The sequence below is a fragment of the Candidatus Amoebophilus asiaticus 5a2 genome, assembly GCF_000020565.1.
In the GTDB taxonomy this organism is placed as follows: Bacteria; Bacteroidota; Bacteroidia; order Cytophagales; family Amoebophilaceae; genus Amoebophilus; species Amoebophilus asiaticus.
In genome coordinates this window covers 80754-103620 of sequence record NC_010830.1, presented here as the reverse complement: position 1 = coordinate 103620, position 22867 = coordinate 80754, and the positions used below count along the sequence as shown (strand labels likewise).

The 22867-nt window shown below is 34.1% G+C and carries 16 protein-coding genes, 1 tRNA gene and 4 pseudogenes; 11 read left to right on the top strand and 10 right to left on the bottom strand.

Translation table 11 applies throughout. From position 1 onward, the window contains the following. Nucleotides 1-40 precede the first annotated feature (40 nt). Nucleotides 41-1732 carry an F-box protein gene (locus AASI_RS00435; protein ID WP_187146273.1) on the top strand — a complete coding sequence of 564 codons (1692 nt, stop codon included), beginning with the start codon at nucleotides 41-43 and terminating at the stop codon, nucleotides 1730-1732. A gap of 173 nt (nucleotides 1733-1905) precedes the next feature. Here the strand turns inward: AASI_RS00435 and AASI_RS09255 are convergent. After that, nucleotides 1906-2055: pseudogene (locus AASI_RS09255) on the bottom strand (hypothetical protein); the annotation flags it as partial. A gap of 114 nt (nucleotides 2056-2169) precedes the next feature. On the opposite strand from AASI_RS09255, the pseudogene AASI_RS00430 reads away from it, so the two are divergent. Further along, nucleotides 2170-2983 (top strand): annotated as a pseudogene (locus AASI_RS00430) (IS982 family transposase). A 245-nt stretch (nucleotides 2984-3228) separates the two neighbouring features. On the opposite strand, the gene AASI_RS07495 reads toward AASI_RS00430, so the two are convergent. Continuing rightward, nucleotides 3229-4596 (bottom strand): ATP-dependent Clp protease proteolytic subunit, encoded by a 1368-nt coding sequence (locus tag AASI_RS07495; RefSeq protein WP_012472305.1) that lies wholly within the window; start codon nucleotides 4594-4596, stop codon nucleotides 3229-3231. Nucleotides 4597-4643: 47 nt separating this feature from the next. Further along, nucleotides 4644-4715: transfer RNA gene (locus AASI_RS00420), tRNA-Gln, on the bottom strand. Between the two features lie 164 nt (nucleotides 4716-4879). Between AASI_RS00420 and AASI_RS00415 the strand changes: the two genes are divergently transcribed. From AASI_RS00415 to AASI_RS00400, 3 genes are all read left to right on the top strand, one after another. Continuing rightward, nucleotides 4880-5914, top strand: coding sequence for a S66 peptidase family protein (locus tag AASI_RS00415; protein WP_012472304.1), 1035 nt, complete (start codon nucleotides 4880-4882; stop codon nucleotides 5912-5914). Nucleotides 5915-6140: 226 nt separating this feature from the next. Beyond that, nucleotides 6141-6967, top strand: a protein-coding gene (locus tag AASI_RS07835) for an IS5-like element ISCaa3 family transposase (RefSeq protein WP_148204992.1) whose coding sequence is annotated in 2 segments (ribosomal slippage) — nucleotides 6141-6528 and nucleotides 6528-6967 — 828 coding nt in all. Because the reading frame shifts where the segments join, the coding sequence is not laid out codon by codon here. Between the two features lie 1008 nt (nucleotides 6968-7975). After that, a complete protein-coding gene (locus AASI_RS00400; RefSeq protein ID WP_148204901.1) occupies nucleotides 7976-8443 on the top strand; it encodes a hypothetical protein in 468 nt (155 codons plus the stop codon). Between the two features lie 403 nt (nucleotides 8444-8846). On the opposite strand, the gene AASI_RS00395 is transcribed toward AASI_RS00400, so the two are convergent. The 5 genes from AASI_RS00395 to AASI_RS00375 all read right to left on the bottom strand — a co-directional run bounded on the left by AASI_RS00395 (nucleotide 8847) and on the right by AASI_RS00375 (nucleotide 13155). Further along, complete coding sequence (locus AASI_RS00395) at nucleotides 8847-10106, bottom strand: murein hydrolase activator EnvC family protein (RefSeq protein WP_012472301.1); 1260 nt, start codon at nucleotides 10104-10106, stop codon at nucleotides 8847-8849. Further along, on the bottom strand, nucleotides 10093-10737 hold the full coding sequence (locus tag AASI_RS00390) for a DUF4292 domain-containing protein (protein WP_044282687.1): 645 nt from the start codon (nucleotides 10735-10737) through the stop codon (nucleotides 10093-10095). The genes AASI_RS00395 and AASI_RS00390 overlap by 14 nt, the downstream gene beginning before the upstream one ends. Before the next feature lie 366 nt (nucleotides 10738-11103). Further along, nucleotides 11104-12114: a sugar phosphate nucleotidyltransferase gene (locus tag AASI_RS00385; protein ID WP_012472299.1), complete on the bottom strand. Its 1011-nt coding sequence runs from the start codon at nucleotides 12112-12114 to the stop codon at nucleotides 11104-11106. Between the two features lie 21 nt (nucleotides 12115-12135). Beyond that, nucleotides 12136-12570, bottom strand: coding sequence for a dUTP diphosphatase (dut, locus tag AASI_RS00380; protein WP_012472298.1), 435 nt, complete (start codon nucleotides 12568-12570; stop codon nucleotides 12136-12138). Between the two features lie 99 nt (nucleotides 12571-12669). Further along, nucleotides 12670-13155, bottom strand: coding sequence for a hypothetical protein (locus AASI_RS00375; protein WP_044282685.1), 486 nt, complete (start codon nucleotides 13153-13155; stop codon nucleotides 12670-12672). Between the two features lie 293 nt (nucleotides 13156-13448). Here AASI_RS00375 and AASI_RS00370 point away from each other — a divergent pair, with 293 nt between their 5' ends. Beyond that, the gene (locus tag AASI_RS00370; RefSeq protein WP_012472297.1) at nucleotides 13449-14666 is read left to right on the top strand and encodes an ABC transporter permease; all 1218 of its coding nucleotides are present in this window, start codon (nucleotides 13449-13451) and stop codon (nucleotides 14664-14666) included. 217 nt (nucleotides 14667-14883) lie between these two features. On the opposite strand, the gene AASI_RS00365 is transcribed toward AASI_RS00370, so the two are convergent. Further along, nucleotides 14884-15732: a DMT family transporter gene (locus AASI_RS00365; protein WP_012472296.1), complete on the bottom strand. Its 849-nt coding sequence runs from the start codon at nucleotides 15730-15732 to the stop codon at nucleotides 14884-14886. Between the two features lie 178 nt (nucleotides 15733-15910). Between AASI_RS00365 and AASI_RS07830 the strand changes: the two genes are divergently transcribed. The 5 genes and pseudogenes from AASI_RS07830 to AASI_RS00330 form a co-directional block, all read left to right on the top strand. Beyond that, nucleotides 15911-16737 (top strand): IS5-like element ISCaa3 family transposase gene (locus AASI_RS07830; RefSeq protein WP_148204990.1). Its coding sequence is split into 2 segments (ribosomal slippage): nucleotides 15911-16298 and nucleotides 16298-16737, totalling 828 coding nucleotides; the frame shifts between segments, so codons are not numbered across the junction. Nucleotides 16738-16914: 177 nt separating this feature from the next. After that, nucleotides 16915-17556, top strand: a complete 642-nt coding sequence (locus tag AASI_RS00350) for a peroxiredoxin (protein ID WP_012472294.1) — start codon at nucleotides 16915-16917, stop codon at nucleotides 17554-17556. 175 nt (nucleotides 17557-17731) lie between these two features. Further along, nucleotides 17732-18475 (top strand): annotated as a pseudogene (locus tag AASI_RS07825) (IS5 family transposase). A 441-nt stretch (nucleotides 18476-18916) separates the two neighbouring features. After that, the gene (locus tag AASI_RS00335) at nucleotides 18917-20395 is read left to right on the top strand and encodes an Npt1/Npt2 family nucleotide transporter (RefSeq protein WP_012472291.1); all 1479 of its coding nucleotides are present in this window, start codon (nucleotides 18917-18919) and stop codon (nucleotides 20393-20395) included. Nucleotides 20396-21430: 1035 nt separating this feature from the next. After that, nucleotides 21431-21817, top strand: a pseudogene (locus tag AASI_RS00330) (transposase); the annotation flags it as partial. A gap of 171 nt (nucleotides 21818-21988) precedes the next feature. On the opposite strand, the gene atpG reads toward AASI_RS00330, so the two are convergent. Further along, nucleotides 21989-22861, bottom strand: coding sequence for an ATP synthase F1 subunit gamma (gene atpG, locus AASI_RS00325; RefSeq protein ID WP_012472290.1), 873 nt, complete (start codon nucleotides 22859-22861; stop codon nucleotides 21989-21991). Nucleotides 22862-22867: the final 6 nt, after the last annotated feature.

Sequence of the window (22867 nt, the reverse complement as noted above, 5' to 3'; positions counted from 1 at the left end):
GTCTATTGAGCAACAAGAAGGCAATACTTTGCCGACTATTATGCCGGAATTATGGCAGTACATTTTCTCTTACCTAGACTTCGAGGGAGTCCTTGCAGCCAGATCAGTTAGTTCTGATTGGAATAAGCTCATCACAGGCTTTAGACAAGCAGGTATAGTAGGCGTTGAGAATAAGCCTTGCCATATTATTGATACAAGTGGTTGGGTAAAAGTCAAGGAAGTAGATTTTAAATATAGCAACCTAAAAAAGGATTTAACTCCTGCAACCATCCCTAGTTTTATTTTTTATCACTTAATGGGACATGTACGTAATTTAGCTCAAAGCTGGTGGCCTTACTTACAAGGAAATAATATACATACGCTTGGTTTGAGCTGGAATCATCTAGGTGACCAAGGAGCCATAGTATTAGCCCAGCATTTACAAGGTACAAACGTGCACACGGTTGATATAAGCGATAATCAAATAGGTGATCAAGGATTAGAAGGATTTGCTAAGCACCTGCAGGAAACAAACGTTCATATGGTTGTTTTAAGCAGGAGTGAAATAGGTGATCAAGGAGCAGAAGGATTCGCGAAGCACTTACAGGGGACGCGCGTGCATGTGGTTGATTTAAGCATGAATAAAATGGGTGATTCAGGCGCAGAGGCATTGGCTAAGCACCTGCAGGGAACACAAGTGCATACCCTTGATTTAAGTATGAATAAAATAGGCGATCAAGGCGCAGAAGCATTGGCTAAGCATTTACAAGGAACTAACTTGCAGGAGATAGATTTGAGATTTAATCAAATAAGTGATAGGGGAGCCATAGCATTAGCCCAGCATTTACAAAAAACTAACATACATACCCTTAATTTAAAATCTAATAAAATAGGAGCACAAGGTGCCATAGCATTAGTTCAGCATTTAAAAGATGCTAGAATTCATACGCTTGATTTGTGTGAAAACAAAATAAAGGATGCAGGAGTTATAGCATTAGCTCAGTATATAAAAGGAACCAGCGTACATACAATTAACTTAAGCAAGAACAAAATAAGTGTATTAGGGGCTATGGAGTTAGCCAAGCATTTACAAGAAACCAATGTGCATACCCTTAATTTAGGCTATAACCTGATAAGAGCTGGTCAGCTAGTTAAGCATTTACAAGGAACGCGCGTGCATACGCTTAATTTAAATGGAAACAATATAGATGGCCAAGGAGTCATAGCATTAACTCAATATTTAGAAGGTACTAACGTGCAGGAGCTTTGTTTAGGCGACAATCAAATGGGCGCAGAAGGCGCCATAAGATTATGCAAGTATTTACAAAGTACTAATCTAGAGAAACTTGGGCTAGGTAGTAATGAGATAGGCAATGTAGGAGCCATTGAGTTAGCCAAGCTTTTACAAGATACTAATGTGCATACGCTTGATTTAAGTATGAATGAAATAGACGATGTAGGAGCAATCGGAATAGTCCAACATTTACAAGGAACGAAGGTGAAGGAGCTTCGTTTAAGCTTTAATGAAATAGGTACAGAAGGAGCGATCGGGATAGCCCAACATTTACAAGGAACTAAAGTACAGGAGCTTGATTTAGGTCACAATCGTATAGATGAAGAAGGAGCTATGCAATTAGGCAAGTATTTACAAGGAACAACTGTTCATACGCTTGATTTAAGGTCGAACCAAATAGAAGATGGTACGCAGCAATTATTGCAGCAACAATATCCTCATATTAAGTGGTGGTTTTGACTTTTAGCATATGCACGCCCTTTAAAGACGCTGATTCCTGATATGAATTGATGGGTATCTCCTACGGTAATACAGCCAGGTAAGGAGGGAGTATATCTACTGTATCCAGTATCAGTGTTTTTTATAATAATCCCACCTATTAAATATATTGCCATATTGTGAAGCCAGATAGATTAATCTTTAGAATTAGGAAAGGCATTAAATTCTATGTGTGTGAAGCTACGGCTTGTTTTCCTAGACATATAAGTAAATGATAGATCTGTCTGCTCGTTTAGTTCTTTTTGTAGACGCTTTAAGGTTTGTTCAGCGAACATACACCACCCTAAATATTCTTTTACTTCTGTTTTACTATTTAACCTAAGTTGTTAGTAATAGATAAGTAAAAAATAAAAACCTCCGATTTTGTTTTTGTATAAACCAATAAACCGAAGGTCATTATGATTGATCAATCAATAGTAATCTACTCATTTATTGACGACTTACTCAAGTGTTTGCATCATCAAGAAGATAAAAAAAGGAAATTGTCAGATGCAGCGGTACTAACAACAGCTATCGTCTCAGCGTTATACTTTGGCGGACATCTTGACAACGCTCGATCGTTTATGTATTCCACCAGGCTTATCCCTAACATGCTCGATAAAAGTAGGTACAATCGCCGTTTGTATGCTATACGAGAAGAGATAACGACCCTCTTTTTAGCAATAGGCAATCTCATCAAGCAAGTAGCCACCTGCAAGGATTATATCTTGAATTCCTTTCCAATAGCTGTGTGCGATAACATACGTATTAGCAGTTGTAAACTTGTTACAAGGTGAGGCTTACAGAGGCTATCAAGCCTCTATACGTCGTTACTTTTATGGTATTAAAGTGCAATTGATTACAACCAGTAGTGGTATCCCAGTTGAATTCTCAATAATGGCTGGTAGCCAAGCAGATGTTAAAGGATTACATCAACTGCCTTTCTGTTTGCCTGCTGGTAGTGCATTATATGCTGACTCGACTTATACCAACTACCTACCAGAAAATATGTTGGCTGGTGATAGGATTAAGCTTTATTCTCAGCGTAAAGCGAATGCTCATCGGCAGGATACATCTTCTCTGGCTTATCTCAAAGAGTGCATGCGAAAAGTGATAGAGACTAGCATTAGTGGTATCAAATGCCTTTTCTTAAGGAAGATTTATGCTGTTACCTTCCAAGGCTTTCTGATCAAAGTACTAGCTTTTCAAATCAATAAAGCTTTTCTTAACTAGCAACTTAGTATAATTAATTGATAAAGTAAAACAGCTCATGATAGGTGGTATAATCAATTTATAGTTGGCCGCTAACTATTATGAATATACAGGCGTCGCTTTTAAGCTCTTAATCTAGATAAGTCCATAAGCGTACTCCTAAAAAAAATAAGCCATAACTTACTACAGATTGATGTTTTCTACCTATAGTGAGCTATGGCTCAATCTGTAATTCTATTTACTTATTTATGAATAGTATAGCTAATTTATTTATTTGAACGCAATTGGTATGTGTTATCTGGATTATATAGATAGTAGAAATCTTTAGGTCCTAATACTGGTAAATATATGTTATTACTATTGTCTACTGATGTTTCTGCCATATCAAAATAGTCTTTCATGTATTTATGCCATGTATAGTTCGTAGAGTTAGGCATTTCCTGTATAGCAGTATCATTAATATTGGTTATTACATGATCTACCCACTTAATTTTTTTAGCATTATCTGCAAATTCTGTCCAGTCTCCTCTACTTGCCTTCTCATATAGTTGCTTGTCTAATTTATCGAGCGAGATACCCATCTTTTTTGCAACTTGGCCGCCTAAACGTTTCCATAGTTCTTTCATAAATTCTATTTCTTCCTTTAATTCTCTTAAATTACCACCAGTAAAACTCCAAGGTTGGTGGTGTAAGAGGATAGCATTTGGGTAAGCATAAGACTTTTTAGCTAGCGTAGTAATCAGTGCAGCCATAGATGCGGCAAATGTTTTCAGCACCACATAGACGGGCGCTTGGCTGTTTTGCATAGCTTGGACAATATGGAGGCCAGCTAGTGCGCTACCACCAGGAGAGTTTTCAATAACAATAAAAATAGGTTTGGTTTTATCTTTATTATTAAAATACTTAATGCGATCTGTAATATAATTAGCCTTCCAGGAAGTAACCACACCATCTAATGATACAGCACGATCTGAGAGAACTAAAGTGCCATCTGGAAGTAGTGGGTCTTGTAAATATTCAGGATTACCATCTGCATATTCTGATCGTTCCTTTTTTGCCTTTTTTTCTTCAATTTCTGTACGTACTTGTTCTGTGTTTGTTCTCAGCAATAATACTTGATTTTGTATTTCTACATAAGTAGCATTAAATTTATCCATAGCCTGGGTCAATTTAGCCTGTGAGAGACTTACCTCAGCCATGATTTTATCACGCTGTCGATTGAGCTCAAGTATTTGCTTTTCGTACTCTTTAGTATTTTTTTCGTGTTCTAATTCCCATTTTAATGATTCTGCTTCTCTTTGTACCCTAATTCTTTCAATTTCTGCACGTATCTCAGCTAATTCGCGTTCTAGCCGAATTCTTATAAGAGCAGTTTCTATCTCCAGCTTTCTTTGTTCTTTCATCTTCTGCTTAAACTCTTTATCGTTATCTTCATCCTGTTCTTGAGATGATGAAAGTTCTTGATTATTTACACTTTGCTTTTGATTAGTTTGTTGAGTTGACTTTGAAGTATTCTTATTGGTACGCTTATTTGCTTCAAAAGCCGTTAATTGTACTTGAGCCGTTTGTGCATGATTGTTTGTAAATACTAGCGCTGCTACTATGATACTAAATAAGGGATTTTTGATTTGCATGGGTATCTAACTTACATTGGCTAAATTTAGGGAAATATAGAAGATTGTTGTCCGACTAGGATTCGAACCTAGAGTCTTCTGGACCAAAACCAGACGTGTTGCCGTTACACTATCGGACAATTACACTGTATTAGTATATACCATATGTTGTATGGCATTACAAAGTTATACATTTTTTTTAAATTGGAAATACTTATGCCAATTATATAGGTTAAATCTAATTTATTTTGGTTAATAAATGAAAAGTTGTTAAAATTGGGCCTACTAATTTTTTAAGTAGTTTATGCGGGCTCACATTTTTTCTCTAAGATTTTATATACTCATAGGATTATTCTATTTTATCCTTTCTCAATTCTTTAATATTGCAAATGGACAAGGTAAGTTGCTACAAGGACAAAATATGCCTTTAGTTTTCCCTCCATTATTAAAGCAGCAAGATAGAGTGGCTATAGTAGCTCCCGCTTGGTGGGCTATAGATAAAGATATAACATTAAAGCAAACAAAGGAGATCTTACAAAGCTGGGGCTTAGAAGTTATAATTGGTAAAAGTATAGGACCTAGATGTGGTCAGTTTGCAGGAAATGATAATTTGCGATTAAATGACCTACAAGCTATGTTAGACGATCCTACTATCAAAGCTATATTTGCTTATAGGGGAGGACATGGAACAACGCGCATTATAGATAAATTAGAATTTACTAGATTTTTACAATATCCTAAGTGGCTGATAGGATTTAGTGATCTTACCACTATGCATTTAAAACTTCACCAATTAGGAGTAGTATCAATTCATGGTGAGATGCCTAGGCATTTTCCAGATAGTCTTTATCAAAGCTCAATAAATAGCTTAAAATTAGCTTTGTTCACAGGTACTACAAAACTTACTGCTAAACCTAATATACATAATAGGGTAGGAGATGTTTCAGCACCAGTGGTAGGTGGTAATCTAATGATGATATGTGCTAATATAGGTACTGAAATAGACTTAGATACAAAAGGTAAAATATTAGTACTAGAAGATGTGGGCGAGCAGCTTTATGCCATAGACCGTATGTTAGTACAGTTGAAAAGGACAGGTAAATTAGCACATTTGGCTGGACTTATAGTAGGAAGTATGGTAGGCATGCAAGATAAAAAGCATATGGCCTTTGGTAAGTCTGTGCAGGCTATTATCAAAGAGCATGTGACAGAATATCAATTTCCTGTGGCTTTTAATTTCCCTATTGGACATAAGGCACCTAATATAGCTTTTATACATGGAGCCATAGGTACCTTGTCTGTCACAGAAGAATCAGTAGCACTTTCTTTTGATACTTAAATGGTCATTGTTAATTTATTTAAGCTACCATTAAAGCTCTTGTGAAACTTAACAAGAAAGTTTATGATTAACACAAGTTGCTAGAAATATAATAGATTTGCTGGCTAAGCTATCATCTATATTTCAAGATTTGTTATCTAATAATTTGTATTTGATTAGAGATCTTCTGAAACCTAAGGAATAAGCATAAATGTATAAATTAGGGATAAAAAAAACAGAAAGATTAATGGAAAACAGTCATCTAAAAACCTTAAAGCCAGAAGAATTCCGTCGCTTAACAGGCGTAAAGGCTGAGACCTTTGCCAAAATGTTAGCTATCATACAGAAAGCCATTCAAACAAAGAAAGCTAAAGTAGGGCGGCCTAATAAACTGAGTTGTGAACAAATGTTTTTAATGACTTTAGAATATTTAAGAGGATACCGCACATACTTCCATATTTCAAAAAGTTATGGAATAAGTGAGAGTAATTGCTATTATACCATCCGTTTTATTGAAGAGGCGTTAATTAAAAGTGGTCAATTCACTTTACCAGGCCGTAAAGCATTGTTAAAAAGCGATATGGAATATGCAGTAATCTTAATAGATGCTACAGAGAGCCCCATTGAGCGGCCTAAAAAAAGCAGCGATATTACTACTCAGGTAAAAAGAAACGACATACACTAAAGACACAACTAGTTGTCGATAAGCAAACGCGAGCCATAATATGTAGTAGTTTTTCAAATGGAAAGCGGCATGACTTTCGCTTGTTTAAGGAATCTAAGGTACATATAAGCCAGCATAGTCAAGTCATAGTAGATACAGGCTATCAAGGGTTAAAGAGGCTACATGACAAATCGCTTATGCCTAAAAAACGCAGTAAAAAGCATTCTTTGGCCAAAGCCAATAAGAGGAGTAATCAGCAATTAGCCAGCCAAAGGGTGCTTAGCGAGCATATAATTGGTATGCTCAAGCGGTTTAAAATTTTAGCGGAGCGTTACAGAAATAGGAGAAAAAGATTTGGGCTACGCTTTAATCTTATTGCTGGAATTTATAACTATGAACTTTTATGTTAAGTTTCGGAAGAACTCTATTGTAACAACCCTGGATTGCTTCGATGCTGCCTAGCAATAACTGACGGAAATCTTTCTATTTTATGGTTGCGTACCCTATAAAGGGTATTTCAATTCAACCGAAACTTACCTGTATAAGTGATAATCCAACCTATCCTAAATTTTTCAATCGGTTCATGTAAGCTTGTGCTGATTCAAATTTTTCTAACTTATAATCTTAATGCGTAATCTAGCTGCTAAGGAAAGACCACTTTGTATACAAAAATTGTCAATTTATCTTATGCACAGGCAAATTTTCAGTAAAAAGCCAAACAATTAATTTATAGTTAAAGCAGAAAATTAGTTCTGCAGTTACATAGCATGAGTAATTAATACTAGTTGTCTTATATGAAAGGTAAACCACCAACTTACTTTAAGCAAGTGTAAATGTTGATAAAAAATAAGCAATTAAGTCACGGTTAAACCAAGCATAAATTCCCCACTGACATAATATAAGTTCTTAGCACATCATTATTATATTAACATTTGTGCGCATCTTATATGTTTTACAAAACTTCTATTTATATCGTAATGGTAAAGCTAGTATAAGTCTTGTGTGTTTTCTTTTTTATCTCTTAAAAACGATTAATATTTATGTATAATAAAGTTGAATATATTGTCATAAATATGTTTGATAATATATATTTATGTATATAAAATGTAACTATGTTTGTAGAAAAAGCTAACGCTATTACTTTGATTTTAGTTAAAAAAATGCTAAAATACAATAAGGGGCTGCCTAACAAAGCAGCCCTTTATTTACAAAGTTTTACTATGGAGATTTAATGATTAATGGTATGTTTAGTTACAGAAATGTTTATCTGTTTCTAAATAAGCTGCTTTTAGAGTTATAGAAAACGTAGAGGAAAATACTTAAATTTTTATGCTTCTAAATTATCTTTTCTGTAAAGTATAACAATGTAATTAAAAAGTAAATTCAAATATAATAACACCAACAAAAACTTTATTAAAATGTGTAACCAACTACCTATAATAGTATGTATGTTATTTGCTCTAGGTGGCTGTACTGGTGGCAGTATGCCGCAGGAGCCTAAAAGTGAACCTAACAATAGACCAATATCCAATACAAAAGGTATTACTAATCGTACAACAACATTCAATATGCCTATTTTACAGCAACAGAGAGATAATTATATAGATAAAGATTTGGAAAAACTTACAGAGGAAGATAAGGCTATTTCAGATGGCCAACAAGAATCTAAAAAAATTAATAAGTATGATAATAAAATTAGTGATGAAAAGAAAATGTCTAAAGACAGTGAGGTAAATGTTGAACCTAGAATGAGCCAATCTGCAGGTGACATTTCAACAAGAAGAAGAAAGTTTCTAGAAGGAAGCAAGCTGGCAAGTTCATTAAATTCTATGAAGAGGACATTTAGTGATGGTATGGAGAAACTCAAAAAAATTGTAAAAGGGTAGTAGAATAATAAGAATATGTCACAGCAGCAATCTAATAGAAAAATAAAGCTTAGTGTTAAAATAGCAAAGTGAATGTTTGTATAACCTTTTATTGATATTTAGCATTAGCTAGAGTTACCTGTTGTATGCTTGTTAAATAACTATGTCTATTTTACATATTATATGAGTTGCTATAACAGCATTGGTGGTATATGGGAAATGTTATTAGAAATATTGAAGCTTAGTAAGTTTGAAGCTTTTTTTCGTGATTCAATGTATGTCTCTTATCAAAATTGTTCGAGGTAGTCTTGTGTAATGAACTTATGTATAAAAAATAAAGGTTAATATAGGAACAACAGTAAAAATTTAGGAGAATTGTCTTAGCCAAGTAGAATAATATAGATTGCCAACCTTTAACAAAAACCTATTCTATAGGTTGCTTGGTTAGCCAAACAGCAGGGTTAAGCTTCTGAATACCTTTCCAAATTTGTAATTGTAGCTCACTAACACCGTTTTTATCTGTATAAATAATGCCGATTGGTTCTTGTGACTGAACTTGCTGGCCTACTTTTACGTTGACAGAAGCTAGTTTAGCATAAACCGTATGATAATCACCATGCTGTATAATAATTACTTGGTTCATTCCTGGTACAAAAGAAATGGTTTTTACAACACCAGTAAATATAGCATGTACAGTGGCTTTCTCTTGTGTTTGTATGTCTATGCCTAAATTTTCCACTTGTACATTACGTAATACAGGATGCATACGTATACCAAATTTATTGCTAATAAATCCGGTTTTAACAGGCCAAGGTAATTTGCCACGATTTTGAGTAAATTGTGCAGCTAATGCTTTAGCAGAAGCAGATAATACTTGTTTATAAGTAGAAATATTGGATGAAGAGTTTGTCGGTTGCTCAATGGTTGGTGTTTTTTTTGCAAGCAGTTCTTTCTTTACAATATCAGAAATAAGTTTATCTAGACGTTTAATAGCTGCACTTTGTTGGTTTAATTCTTTAACTAACTTACCATGCTGCTGTTCTAATCCTATAATAATTTTACTTTGTTGTTGCTTTAATGTTTGTAATTCTTGGTGTTCTCTTTGTCTAGTTTGTAACAATAGTTTCTTTCTACGAATCTGTTTTTCTAGTTCTATACGTTGGGAGCGTAACTGCAGATCTACCTTTTTAATATCTTGAAAGTGTGTTCTTCTAATTTTAGCATATTGTTTGGTGACACGTAATCGTTGTAATAATGTGTGAAAGGAATTAGCTGAAAAAATGAAAACTAAGATATTAATATCATGCATCGATTTGGCACCTAGAAAAAGAATCTTAGCATACTCATCCTTAAGTTGCACTAATTCTTTTTGTAGCGTGTTTATTTTTTGTAGGTGGCGATTTAGCTGTTGGTTAATAGATTTTATTTCTTGTGTTAGGGAGTTAATAATTAAATTATTAGTTTCTATCTTTTTGTTAAGAGCTGTCAATTGCCCTGTATTAGTTTTTCTTTTAGACTCAGTTTGTGCTAAGATTCGGTTGATTGTTTTTATTTTCTCTAGTAATGCTTTCCTTTCTTGTTCAAATTTTACTTTACTAGCAGGAGCGGCCACGTAAGTAAGAGGTATGCACGCAAGTGCTAATACAACTATATACCAGTTAGAAAATATTTTACCGCTTATCATACTGCCGAGGAATATTAAAAGGGAAAGATAAAGGATGTCTTGAAAAACTTATGTCTTTATATTGCAAAAACAGTTTAAAATCTTTAAAGTAAGCTTTTAGGTTACAAAATAAAAGGTCCTGCTGACAACCTTTTTTGTACTCATAGGAGACATGCCATTTATGCTGTAATGAGCTATCTAGAACACTTAAACTTGCTAGTTGTTTGGTGTGTTTATGTAAGGTTGCTAAGCACTCCCAAAAATTTTGATGTTGTTGTAGAATGATTTGGTTGCCTAAGTGCGAGATTGTTGATTCTTTTTCTAGGCCGTGTAATTCGCCAAGTAACGCGGCCTGTATTAAACTATGGCTGCATGGTATATGCCAGTGTGCTTGTAAGCTGACATAATCATACACTTGGTAGGATTTATCTACATGGTTGATTAGTTCAATTCCAGCAGGTGTAAACCTCCCGCGAACAAGTTCAATTCCCCAACCATAGATTATAGAAAACCAAATAAGGTTGTCTCTCTCTATACGTATTTTTATATCACATTTATAGTCATTTGATTTTATTCGGTAGTTCGCTTTTGCAGTAATGGATATATACTTAGCCGATACGATGGATGGTTGAGAAGCTTTGTTTGTGGACACTCGAGTTCTAGTGGTTGTTTGACATCCTTGCATTATCCCCAATATCATAAATAGAATTATCGTATATAAGTAGAATTTTATATGACGCTGAGTTTGCATTGTTCTTATGTAATTCCTTTTTCGCTGTTTGCAGCCTGTATATATCTTTAGAGCTTATATAAAGCAAACTAGCGGCGGTTGCTCGTTTTGCATATTAAAAGTATGTAGATTTTACCATTTACCAATTTCTTGCTGAAACCTTTCAAAATTTATCTACATATGCTTCAATAATAGGTTCCTAATAATATTGATGGTTGGTAAGTAAAAGTAAGCTGGCCCTTGTTATCTATTGATTTTTAAATCTACTTTAAAATATAATTAAGGAATTTAAAAAATAATGGTATTATAGTCTCCTGTATCAATCTCTGTGCATTTGCCTTTTATATGTACATGGTTGCCTATCATAGAATTGGTAAGTATAACTTTATCAATGTTAGTATGCTCTTGTATAATACTATTTGTAATACGTGAACCCTTAATATGTGTATTATGGCCTACAGAAGCATAAGGGCCTAATACCGTATGTTCAAGTATTACTTTTTCTCCTATGTACACAGGAGGTATAATAGTACTGTTGTAAATTTCTGCAGAATTGGCTACCATGCCTTTTGTATTTTGTAAAAAGTGCAGAAAGCGTTGATTGGTATGTAAACAAGCTTCTTTATTACCACAGTCTAGCCATTCATCAATAGTTTGTGTGCTAAATTGGTGCCCTTGTTGTTGCATATAGGTTAAAGCACTGGTAAGTTGGTATTCTCCTCCCTTACAAATCTGCTGATCTATAATATGTTGGATAGCTTGTAAAAGTATTTCACCTTTTTTAAGATAATAAATACCAATGATAGCTAGGTCAGAAACAAACTCGGTAGGTTTTTCTACAAAGTCAGTTATTAAATTGTCTGAATCAACTTGGATTACACCGAAAGAAGAAGGATTTTTTACTTTATTGACCCAGATAACTCCTTCTTTACTGACATCTAATGGGAGGCTGCCTTTAAATAAAGTATCAGAAAATGCAACAATTACTGGTCCTTGTAGCAATGGTGCTGCACATGCAATAGCATGGGCTGTACCAAGTGCCTCTGATTGCTCATAAAAATGAGCTTGTGCACCTAGCTCGGTGGTCATCTTTTCTAGTTGAGACTTGATACTGGTTGGTAAGTCCTTTACTATAAAGCCAATATGCCTAATAGGGCCTTGATATATTAAATTTATCTCTTCTAAAAGGCGTTCAACTATTGATTTGCCAGCTATAGGAATAAGTGGTTTGGGAGTAGTAAGCGTATGTGGAAGCAGCCGCTTGCCTTTTCCAGCCATAGGTATAATGAGATTAAGCATGGTAACCTTATATATTATCTTTTATTGAATACCTGTGCTACCATATCCTCCCGCACCTCTATCTGTTGTTGATAAGCTAGTTACTGATGACCAGCTTATTTTTATATAAGGTGCTATTACTAACTGGGCTATGCGTTCTCCATCTTGGATGGTAAAAGGTTGGTCAGAAAGGTTGATAAGCAATACCTTAACCTCGCCTCTATAATCAGAATCAATGGTCCCTGGCGTATTAAGAACAGTTATGCCGTGCTTAAAGGCCAATCCACTTCTAGGTCTTATTTGTGCCTCTAAACCTTCAGGTAAGGCTATATACAAGCCTGTGTTTACTAGCACCCGCTGCAAAGGAAGTAAGGTAATGCTTTCTTGAATATAAGCCCTTATATCTAATCCGCTAGCGCCTTCTGTAGCATATGCAGGTAACGGATGATGGGATTGATTAATGATTTCTACGTTCATATAAAAGTTTTTTGCCAAGTTACAAAAAAAAGAGCTTTATAAAAGCTCCTTTGCTACAACGTATAGATAATAGAGTAAGTTATATAAAGTATACAGATATTACTTTTCCTTTTCAGCAGCTTGGATAGAATGTTCTAAATACTCTTTTCTAAGCTTGAGTAACTCTAATAATTTCTCCTCGTATTGTAAATCTCTTTCTAAATCTTCCTTTGTCTTTGTGCGGTAGCCAGTATAATTACCAGTGTCTATGTCTTTTATTTGAAGTTTAAGATTTTTTATTGTTTGGGCTTGTTCTTCAATTTCTCCTTTTGTTTCCTCTAGAATCATTTTTCTAAAAAAAAGTAATGGATCAGTGGTAGCTATTCCCCCCATTTTTAATTTCCCTCTTTGTTTTTGTTCTTGTTCTGCTAGTTTATTTACAGGACGTAGCTTCTCTAATTCATCTAGTAGTTGCTTATCTTTTTCAGTAAATGCCTTTTTCTCAGCGAGTCTCTTAGAGTCCTCCGATTGTTTTTTATTTCCACAGCTAGTTACTAATATGATAATCAATAGCAGGCTAGTAATTTTATAAATATAATTACGCATAAATATAATTTTAAAATAGTGGTAAGTTGGAGTTTTATTAGGCTACAAATTTATTAAGAGTTTGTTTTATAATAAGCGCCTTGTAATAGATCTCTTTCTAAACCTTAAATATTGCTTATTTTTATACAGTTTTACCTTATGCTAGTTAAATATTTATAGCTATGTTATTAAATTAGAAAGTTCTGTAAGTTTTTAAGTTTGTAAAAGTAAATATTTGATTTTCAATATATTACACTAGTAATAAACAAATAATAAACAAATAATAAACAAATAATAAACAAATAATATCCATTGTGCATACTGCATTTTTCATTGCTAGAAGAATAAGAAAAGCTAATAAGAAAGCATTTACCACGCTTGCTCAAAGGATAGGGATGCTAAGCGTTGCACTAGGGCTTGCTATATTACTTCTAGCATTTCTGGTCATCAATGGTTTTCAAAAAAATGTTGAGGAAAAACTTACAAGCTTTCAAGGCCAATATCAGGTATTCAAATATTCTTTGAGCAGATCTATTGAAGAGCCGCCAATACCTACCAGTAAAGTACAAGGGATCCAAGAAGCTTTTCCAAATCATATAAAATCTATTCAGGCTTTTATTCACAAGACAGTACTTATACAAAGTAAAGAAAATTTAGAAGGTATAATATTAAAGGGCGTAGAGCCTCAAGCTAAGTACGCACCATTTACTCATTATTTGGTAGCTGGAAATCTAATGACACCCAGACAATCTAAATACAACCATGAAATTGTATTAAGTACTACAACAGCAGCAAAGCTTAATGTTCAGATTGGAGATCAAGTAACCATTTGCATATTGCAAGAAACTCCTCGCTACCGAAAATTAAAAGTGGTAGGCTTATATACGACCCACTTGGAAGGGTTAGATGAAAAAATAGCCTTATGCGATATAAAGTTATTGCAACATCTTAATAATTGGCCCGATAACTTGGTCGGAGGGTATGATATATTTTTAAAAGAGCCACATCATAATACGTTATTAACAGATAAATTTCTTGATTGGCTCGGCTATGACTTAGATGTAAAAAATATTGAACAAGCTTATCCGGCAATTTATGATTGGTTGGCTATGATGAAAAAGGATGTATTGATATACTTAATACTTATTTTGCTGGTAGCCAACTCTAATATAATTTCTATTGTGCTTATACAAATTATGGAGCGTACTAACATGATAGGATTACTTAAAACCATGGGAGCCACTGATAGTTTAATATATCGTATACTGCTATGGAACAATATGTATTTAATTTTAAAAGGTATGTGGTGGGGAAATCTAATAGGTATTGGTTTAGCATTTTTACAATATTATTTTAAAATTCTGCAGTTAGATCCTACGTATTATTATATAGCTTATGTACCAATTGCATGGGATTATAAGACGATTGTAGTTATTAATCTGCTCTTATTTATATTGGTTAGTGCTGTACTGTTAGTTGCTATATCTATTATTGCTAAAGTAAAGCCCATTAAGTCTATTCAATTACGATAAATATTCGTTAGAAAGAACACTTATGGTTTATTCAGATGTTAAAGAATCAATTTTAATCAATTATAAAATGATTATAGTAAAGGAGCTTCCGAAGTTATAGATATAAGGTGACTAGTTCTTATTTTTGAGAAAGCTTATTGACTTGGGGACTTGCTTTCGGTTTTATAGATTGTAAGAATAGGTAAAATATACTCTATAAAAGAGGCGGAGTATATAATCATTCTACTTCTTTTAGCCTTACATTAATAACTGCTATAGAAGCAAGGATCATAATGATGCCTATATAAGCTTCTGCATAGAGCTTCTCGCCTAATATAAAGCAAGCAAATATAGTGCAAAATATAGGCTCTAACATTAGGATGATTGATACCTTAAAGGCACCCAAATGCCTCTGTGCCTTATTTTGTAACCAAAAACTTATACTAGAACAACAAATACCACAAAATAAAATAGCAATCCATGTTATTGGTTGAGTAGGGATTTGCAAGTTATTTCCTGGTAACAAAAATAAGATGCTAGAAAATGCTGTTATACTTGCCATTTGTATAAAAGTTGATAGGACAGCATTGTTGTTGGCTGAGTAAGCATCTAAAGCATAAATATATAAAGCCATACAAAGCGCGCATCCAATAGTATACAAAACACCTACTCCATTGGTGACTTCAAAATTGTGTGTAAGCAAACCTAGCCCACCTAAGCAAGCGACTGAAGTTGCTATATCTGTAAAACTAGGTATCCGCCTCTGTCTAATAAATTGAATAACTAAAATAAATACTATATAAAGCCCAGTTAAAAACCCTGATAAAGAAGCAGATATAGTTTCTAAACCGAGCGTTTGTAAAAATATAATACCTAGTTGCAAAAGTCCTAATATGATTCCTTGCTTGACAACTTTCCTATTTAATGAGATAGAGGAAAAGGCCATAATAGGAGCCATAGAGATTGTTGCTACAAGAAACCTTAAAAAAATAAAAGAAGCAGTAGAAATTTCTTGCAAAGCCAACTTAATAAATAAAAAGCTAGCACCCCAGAATAAGGTAGCAATAATCATAAATAACGTAGGCATATATAAGGAAAGTAAAAAAGTTACTTGTGTATATCCATAACCTGAAATGGAATTCGAAGATAAATTTAGTTAGTCGTATTAACAAACACAGCTATATTTATTGTTCAATAGAGATCTTCTGAAACCTAAGGAATAAGCATAAATGTATAAATTAGGGATAAAAAAAACAGAAAGATTAATGGAAAACAGTCATCTAAAAACCTTAAAGCCAGAAGAATTCCGTCGCTTAACAGGCGTAAAGGCTGAGACCTTTGCCAAAATGTTAGCTATCATACAGAAAGCCATTCAAACAAAGAAAGCTAAAGGAGGGCGGCCTAATAAACTGAGTTGTGAACAAATGCTTTTAATGACTTTAGAATATTTAAGAGAATACCGCACATACTTCCATATTTCAAAAAGTTATGGAATAAGTGAGAGTAATTGCTATTATACCATCCGTTTTATTGAAGAGGCGTTAATTAAAAGTGGTCAATTCACTTTACCAGGCCGTAAAGCATTGTTAAAAAGCGATATGGAATATGCAGTAATCTTAATAGATGTTACAGAGAGCCCCATTGAGCGGCCTAAAAAAAGCAGCGATATTACTACTCAGGTAAAAAGAAACGACATACACTAAAGACGCAACTGGTTGTCGATAAGCAAACGCGAGCCATAATATGTAGTAGTTTTTCAAATGGAAAGCGGCATGACTTTCGCTTGTTTAAGGAATCTAAGGTACATATAAGCCAGCATAGTCAAGCCATAGTAGATACAGGCTATCAAGGGTTAAAGAGGCTACATGACAAATCGCTTATGCCTAAAAAACGCAGTAAAAAGCATCCTTTGGCCAAAGCCGATAAGAGGAGTAATCAGCAATTAGCCAGCCAAAGGGTGCTTAGCGAGCATATAATTGGTATGCTCAAGCGGTTTAAAATTTTAGCGGAGCGTTACAGAAATAGGAGAAAAAGATTTGGGCTACGCTTTAATCTTATTGCTGGAATTTATAACTATGAACTTTTATGTTAAGTTTCGGAAGAACTCTATTATTATTTTAAAACAGCAGATTCTACCTCTACTTGCCACTTATTGTTGCATGCTATACTATTTTGTAATTAATATTGTTTAGTAAATACTATAGATCTATATTAAGTCAGCACATTAGTTGTGTTTGTCAATTCAATAATTTTTAAAAGAAACAGTACTATGGCAATGATAGGTAAAAAGGCTCCAGTATTTAGGGCGCCAGCAGTAATTAATGGAACAGAAATTGTTCAAGATTTCTCTTTAGCACAATATTTAGGCAAAAAAGAGGTAATATTTTTCTTTTATCCTAAAGATTTTACATTTGTCTGTCCCACAGAGCTCATAGCGTTTCAGAATGCGTTAGGTGAATTTGAGCAAAAAGGGGTAGCAATAGTAGGCTGCTCTACTGATACAGAAGAAACGCATATAGCATGGCTCAATACACCAAGGAATCAAGGGGGAATCATGGGAGTTACTTATCCAATTGTTGCTGATATAGCTAAAACCATATCTGCTAACTACGGAGTGTTAGGAGGGGAGTGGGAGTATGATGAGGAAGGTGGTTTTAGTTTTTCCGGTCTACCAGTTGCCTATAGGGGTACTTTTTTTATAGATAAACAAGGTATAATAAGACATGAGTCTATTAATGAGTTGTCGCTTGGTAGAAACATTGCAGAATTACTACGCATTGCAGATATGTGGCATCATGTAGAACAATTTGGTGAAGTTTGTCCTGTTAATTGGACACAAGGACAAGAAAGTATGCAAGCTACACGTGAAGGAGTGTCATCTTACTTAACTAAAAATATGGATAATAAGTAATTTTAATTTTTATATGGATGGGTGATTTAAGGTTCTGGTAATGCTTTATAGATTATAGAAATAGCTAGGCATGTATACTAGGGTGTGTCACACAATTAAAAGAGTATGTAAAATTAGATATAAGAGAGGAGAATAGTGTAGTAGGGGTATCATGATCTAATAATGATAGGTTTATATGCGAGGCTATGCACTAACAGACCAGCAATGGGAAAAGACAGAGGCCTTTTGCCAGACAGAGCAGGAACAGTAGTACCAACAGCTGATAATAGTTGAGGCAATGCTATACCGTTACCGCGCTGTTATATTTTGGCGTGATTTACCTGAAGGCTTTGGAGCTTTTAGAGTGGCTCATATATGTTACGCTAGATAGAGTAAAAAGGGTGTTTGGCAAAAAGTATTTGAGATTCTTTCACAAGAGAGCGATAATACATATCACATGCTTGATTCTACATATTGTTAAATTCCATCAGCAGCATAGCGGGGAAAAAGCCTTAACAAACAAGCGATCGGCCACAGTCGAGCAGGATTGAGCACAGGAATACATGTATTATGTGATGGAAAAGGAAGGCGTATTGCCTTGCACCTAACAGGTGGAGAGGTACATGATTTGCAAGGAGTCGATATATTAGTGGAGAAAGTAAATGCATCTGCTTTATTGGCTGATAAGGATTATTATGCACAAAAGAGAGTCTTAGCTAGCTTACAAGAGAGCAATCGTGTAGCAATCATACCATCTAAGACTAATCATAAAAACAAGGGATGTTATGATAAGGAGCTCTGTAAATGGAGGTACTTGATAGAGCATTACTTTGCTTAGTTAAAGCAATATCGAGCTATAGCCACGTGCTATGATAAGCTAGCAATAAACTTTTCAGGTGGTATTTATTTGGATGCTTCTTCTTTGTGGACTATTTGTTGACACGACCTAAAGTAAGTCTAAAGATGTAGTTAAAGTATTTAGGTACTAGCCAAATAATTATGTCAACTTATATATTGGTAAATAGAGACATCTATGTGAGATTGTTATAAAAACTAGGCTCATATACTAGTACTATACTGATCAATTATATACATGTAGACTGTTGCTTACTATTAGCTTAGTAAAGGCTATTTTTTATGTATTATTGAATAAAATCAATAATAATTACACAAAAAGATTGCTTTTGTTTGAAAATATTGCTAACTAGGGTTCCTTCAATGATATTTATATCATTAGAAGGTAGCTCTAGATACAAATTGTAGGTTATTATAGATAATTTGCTCAACTCAATTTATTATATTATTAAGAAGCAAATAGGCAGAAAATGGGCTATTTAGTAGTTATGTGCTAAATAATATGTTTAAACTCGATAATTAAAATATGGAAAACAATAAGGAGTTTGGGAAGATACGCAGTATTATATTCCCAATTTATACTAGTGAGTTAAGGAAATTTATTCCACTTACATCAATTTTTTTCATCATTTCTTTTAACTATTCAATATTGAGGAGTTTGAAGGATATGTTTATCCTACAAAATACAGGTGCAGAAGTTATCTATTATCTAAAAGTATTTGGTGTAATGCCATCTATTATATTGCTAACTATCCTTTATTCTAAAATCAGTAAAGGAGTAAGCCGAGATACTAGATTTAACATAGTTATAGCCTACTTTTTAGTATTTTTTGGTATAACTTATTTTTTCCTAATTCCTAATTTAGAGAGCCTGAGATTAGATAATTTAGCAGACAGCCTAGAACAAAGTATGCCTAGACTTTTAGGTTTATGGGACGCTATTAGATATTGGCCTTTATCACTGTTATATATCAATGCTGAGGCTTGGGGTACATTAGCTTTAAGCGTGCTCTTTTGGACATTTGTGAACGAAATCACACCAATTTACCAAGCTAAGCGTTTTTACAGTTTCCTGTCTATAGGCGCCAGTATAGGTCTAATAATAGCAGGTACTATGATCACAACTTTTAAAAATAATTTTAATGCTTTATTAGGCTTTGTGGTTGTATTTGTGGCTGTTCTATTAGTTATCTACAACATCTTTGCACAAGACATTAGAAAAAACCCAACTATTTATCAGGTAGAGCAAAAGCCTAAGAAGAAAAAAGTAAAAACCACTTTCTGGGAATCTATTCAATTCTTAGCTAAATCACGATACTTAGCACTTATATCTATATTAGTGTTAAGCTATAATATGTTTATTAGTCTTTTTGAGGCTATCTGGAAAGCAGAAATAAAAGAACTTTTAAACATAACAGGTGACCAAAGCATTTCTGCTGTAATATATGGGGCACAGGGAATTTATGGTGGTATTGCTACTATTATCCTCACCGTTTTCTTCTCAGCTCCTATTATGAATAGAGGCTGGCGTTTTGCTGCTTCCTTTACACCAGTGGTAGCTCTAGTATGTACAATAGTATTTTTCTCATTCTTATATTTCCAAGATTCGCTTGGTGCAGTAACTACGATGCTCAATACAACACCTATTATGATGGCTGTTATGTTTGGATTAGCTAATGTAGTATTTATTAAATCAGCAAAGTATATACTGTTTGATCCTACTAAAGAGCGGGCTTATATACCGTTAGACGAAGAATCAAAAGTAAGAGGAAAAGCAGCTGTAGATGGTGTAGGATCACGTTTAGGAAAAAGTCTAGGATCTTTTCTTTTAACTATGTTCTTGGTGCCTCTCTTTGGGGATAATTTAATAGTAAATGTAAGATACCACGTTTTCTTTATCCTTATTGTAATACTTGTGGGCTGGCTGGTAGCTATTAACAAGCTAAGTGTCAGATACAATAAGTTGACTGAAGAGCAAGAAAAGCAAGAAAAAGAAGTATTATAATATTAATATCTTAAAGTGGCCAGACTACAATTAGTTTGTCCATTACCTATTAAATTCAAAAAGCTGTCTATAAAGAATTATGGACAGCTTTTTTTATGCTTGCTAATAGATAGTTTAGACAAATATATTGTTATGGTGATTAGTAACTTTATTATAAAAAGCAGAAGAAATCTCTATACTTTGCTAACAATATTCTTAAATCTTCCATAATATTGCCAATAAACTATAACCACCAACTGTTGTTATAGTATTCTTAAGATATATATTATACATGCTTGCTCAACAATAATACTCTTCTAAAACCCTGTAAAATCTATTTATAGGTGGATTTAGAAAAAGCCTAGTATTTTCGAATAGGTTGATAGACCACTTTTAACTAAGGCGTGTCAACAATTAAAAGAGTATGTAAAATTAGATATAAGAGAGGAGAATAGTGTAGTAGAGGTATTATGATCTAATAATGATAGGTTTATATGCGAGGCTATGCACTAACAGACCAGCAATGGGAAAAGACAGAGGCCTTTTGCCAGACAGAGCAGGAACAGTAGTACCAACAGCTGATAATAGTTGAGGCAATGCTATACCGTTACCGCGCTGTTATATTTTGGCGTGATTTACCTTGAAGGCTTTGGAGCTTTTAGAGTGGCTCATATACGTTACGCTAGATAGAGTAAAAAGGGTGTTTGGCAAAAAGTATTTGAGATTCTTTCACAAGAGAGCGATAATACATATCACATGCTTGATTCTACTATTGTTAAATTCTATCAGCAGCATAGCGGGGAAAAAGCCTTAGCAAACAAGCGATCGGCCACAGTCGAGCAGGATTGAGTACAAAAATACGTACCCGTTCAGGGGTCTACCAAAGACAAAACCGTTGTTTTTAGGTGAAAAACCCCAGTCATATATGTAAATACAACTAGCTACCAAGTATAAAAGCCACTATATACCAACTGTAAAAAGTAGATTTAAAAGTTGCTTGGTAAATAAAATGGGGTTTCTAAGCTAAATTTAGAGGATGTAGACCCCTGAACGGGTACAGGAATACATGTATTATGTGATGGAAAAGGAAGGCGTATTGCCTTGCACCTAACAGGTGGAGAGGTACATGATTTGCAAGGAGTCGATATATTAGTGGAGAAAGTAAATGCATCTGCTTTATTGGCTGATAAGGATTATTATGCACAAAAGAGAGTCTTAGCTAGCTTACAAGAGAGCAATCGTGTAGCAATCATACCATCTAAGACTAATCATAAAAACAAGGGATGTTATGATAAGGAGCTCTGTAAATGGAGGTACTTGATAGATCATTACTTTGCTCACTTAAAGCAATATAGGGCTATAGTCACGTGCTATAATAGGCTAGCGACCAACTTTTCAGGTGGTATTTATTTGGATGCTTCTTCTTTGTGGACTATTTGTTGACACGGCCTAGTAGATAAGTAGTTGGTCGTAGTTTTTTTTAAAAATATTGTTCAGCAGATATCTAAAGTAATTTTAAAATAAACCTAATTTGCTTAACAATACTCTTTATAGATTTGATATTTTAAAATTACTATATCTAATAGACCGAATTTTGCCAAACATAAATTTAATTTACTGAGAAAGTGCTTCTGCACCAGCAGCAATTTCTAGTATTTCATTAGTAATAGCTGCCTGCCTGGTTTTATTATAAGTAATACGAAGTGATTTAAGTAATTCTTCTGCATTATCAGTTGCCTTACTCATAGTTGTCATTCTTGCACCATGTTCAGAAGCAGCAGATTCCAGTAATGCCTTATATAATTGTATTTTTAAAGTCATTGGAATCAACGTTTCAACTAAACTGGCTTTAGAAGGTTCATAAATGTAATCTACATGGTTATTGTGGCTAGGAGATGCTGGGTGGACAATAGGTAAAAAAGGTTCTAGTTGCACAAACTGACTAGCGGCACTTCCAAATAAGTTATAGATTAATTCTACTCGATCGTAAGTATAGTTAAGAAAAGCATCCATAATAAAGCTTGCAACTTCACTGATATCTTCAAACTGTAATTGGCCAGCTAGATCTGTATAAGTGGTAATAAGGTTATAGTCTTTCTTTTGAAAAAAATTGAGTGCTTTTTTGCCAATTACAAGTATATCAATTTGAGTAGGCAAGAGATCTTTGAACTGGTTAATATATGCTTCTGTATTTTTTATAATGTTAGCATTGAAAGAACCGCAAAGCCCTTTATCAGAACTTATAACCACTAGCATAAGCCTCTGTATTGTTCTTTTTTGAGTATAATGTTTAGTTAATTCTGCTTCCGTACTATAAATGACATGGTTGAGAATATCCGACAACCCTCCTGCATAAGGACGTAATTGTAGCAGCTGATGCTGCGCTTTTGTTAACTTAGCAGCAGCTACCATTTTCATAGCCTTAGTAATCTGTTGGGTAGAATGTACAGAATTAATACGGCTAACAATCTCCTTTATATTAGGCATACTTAT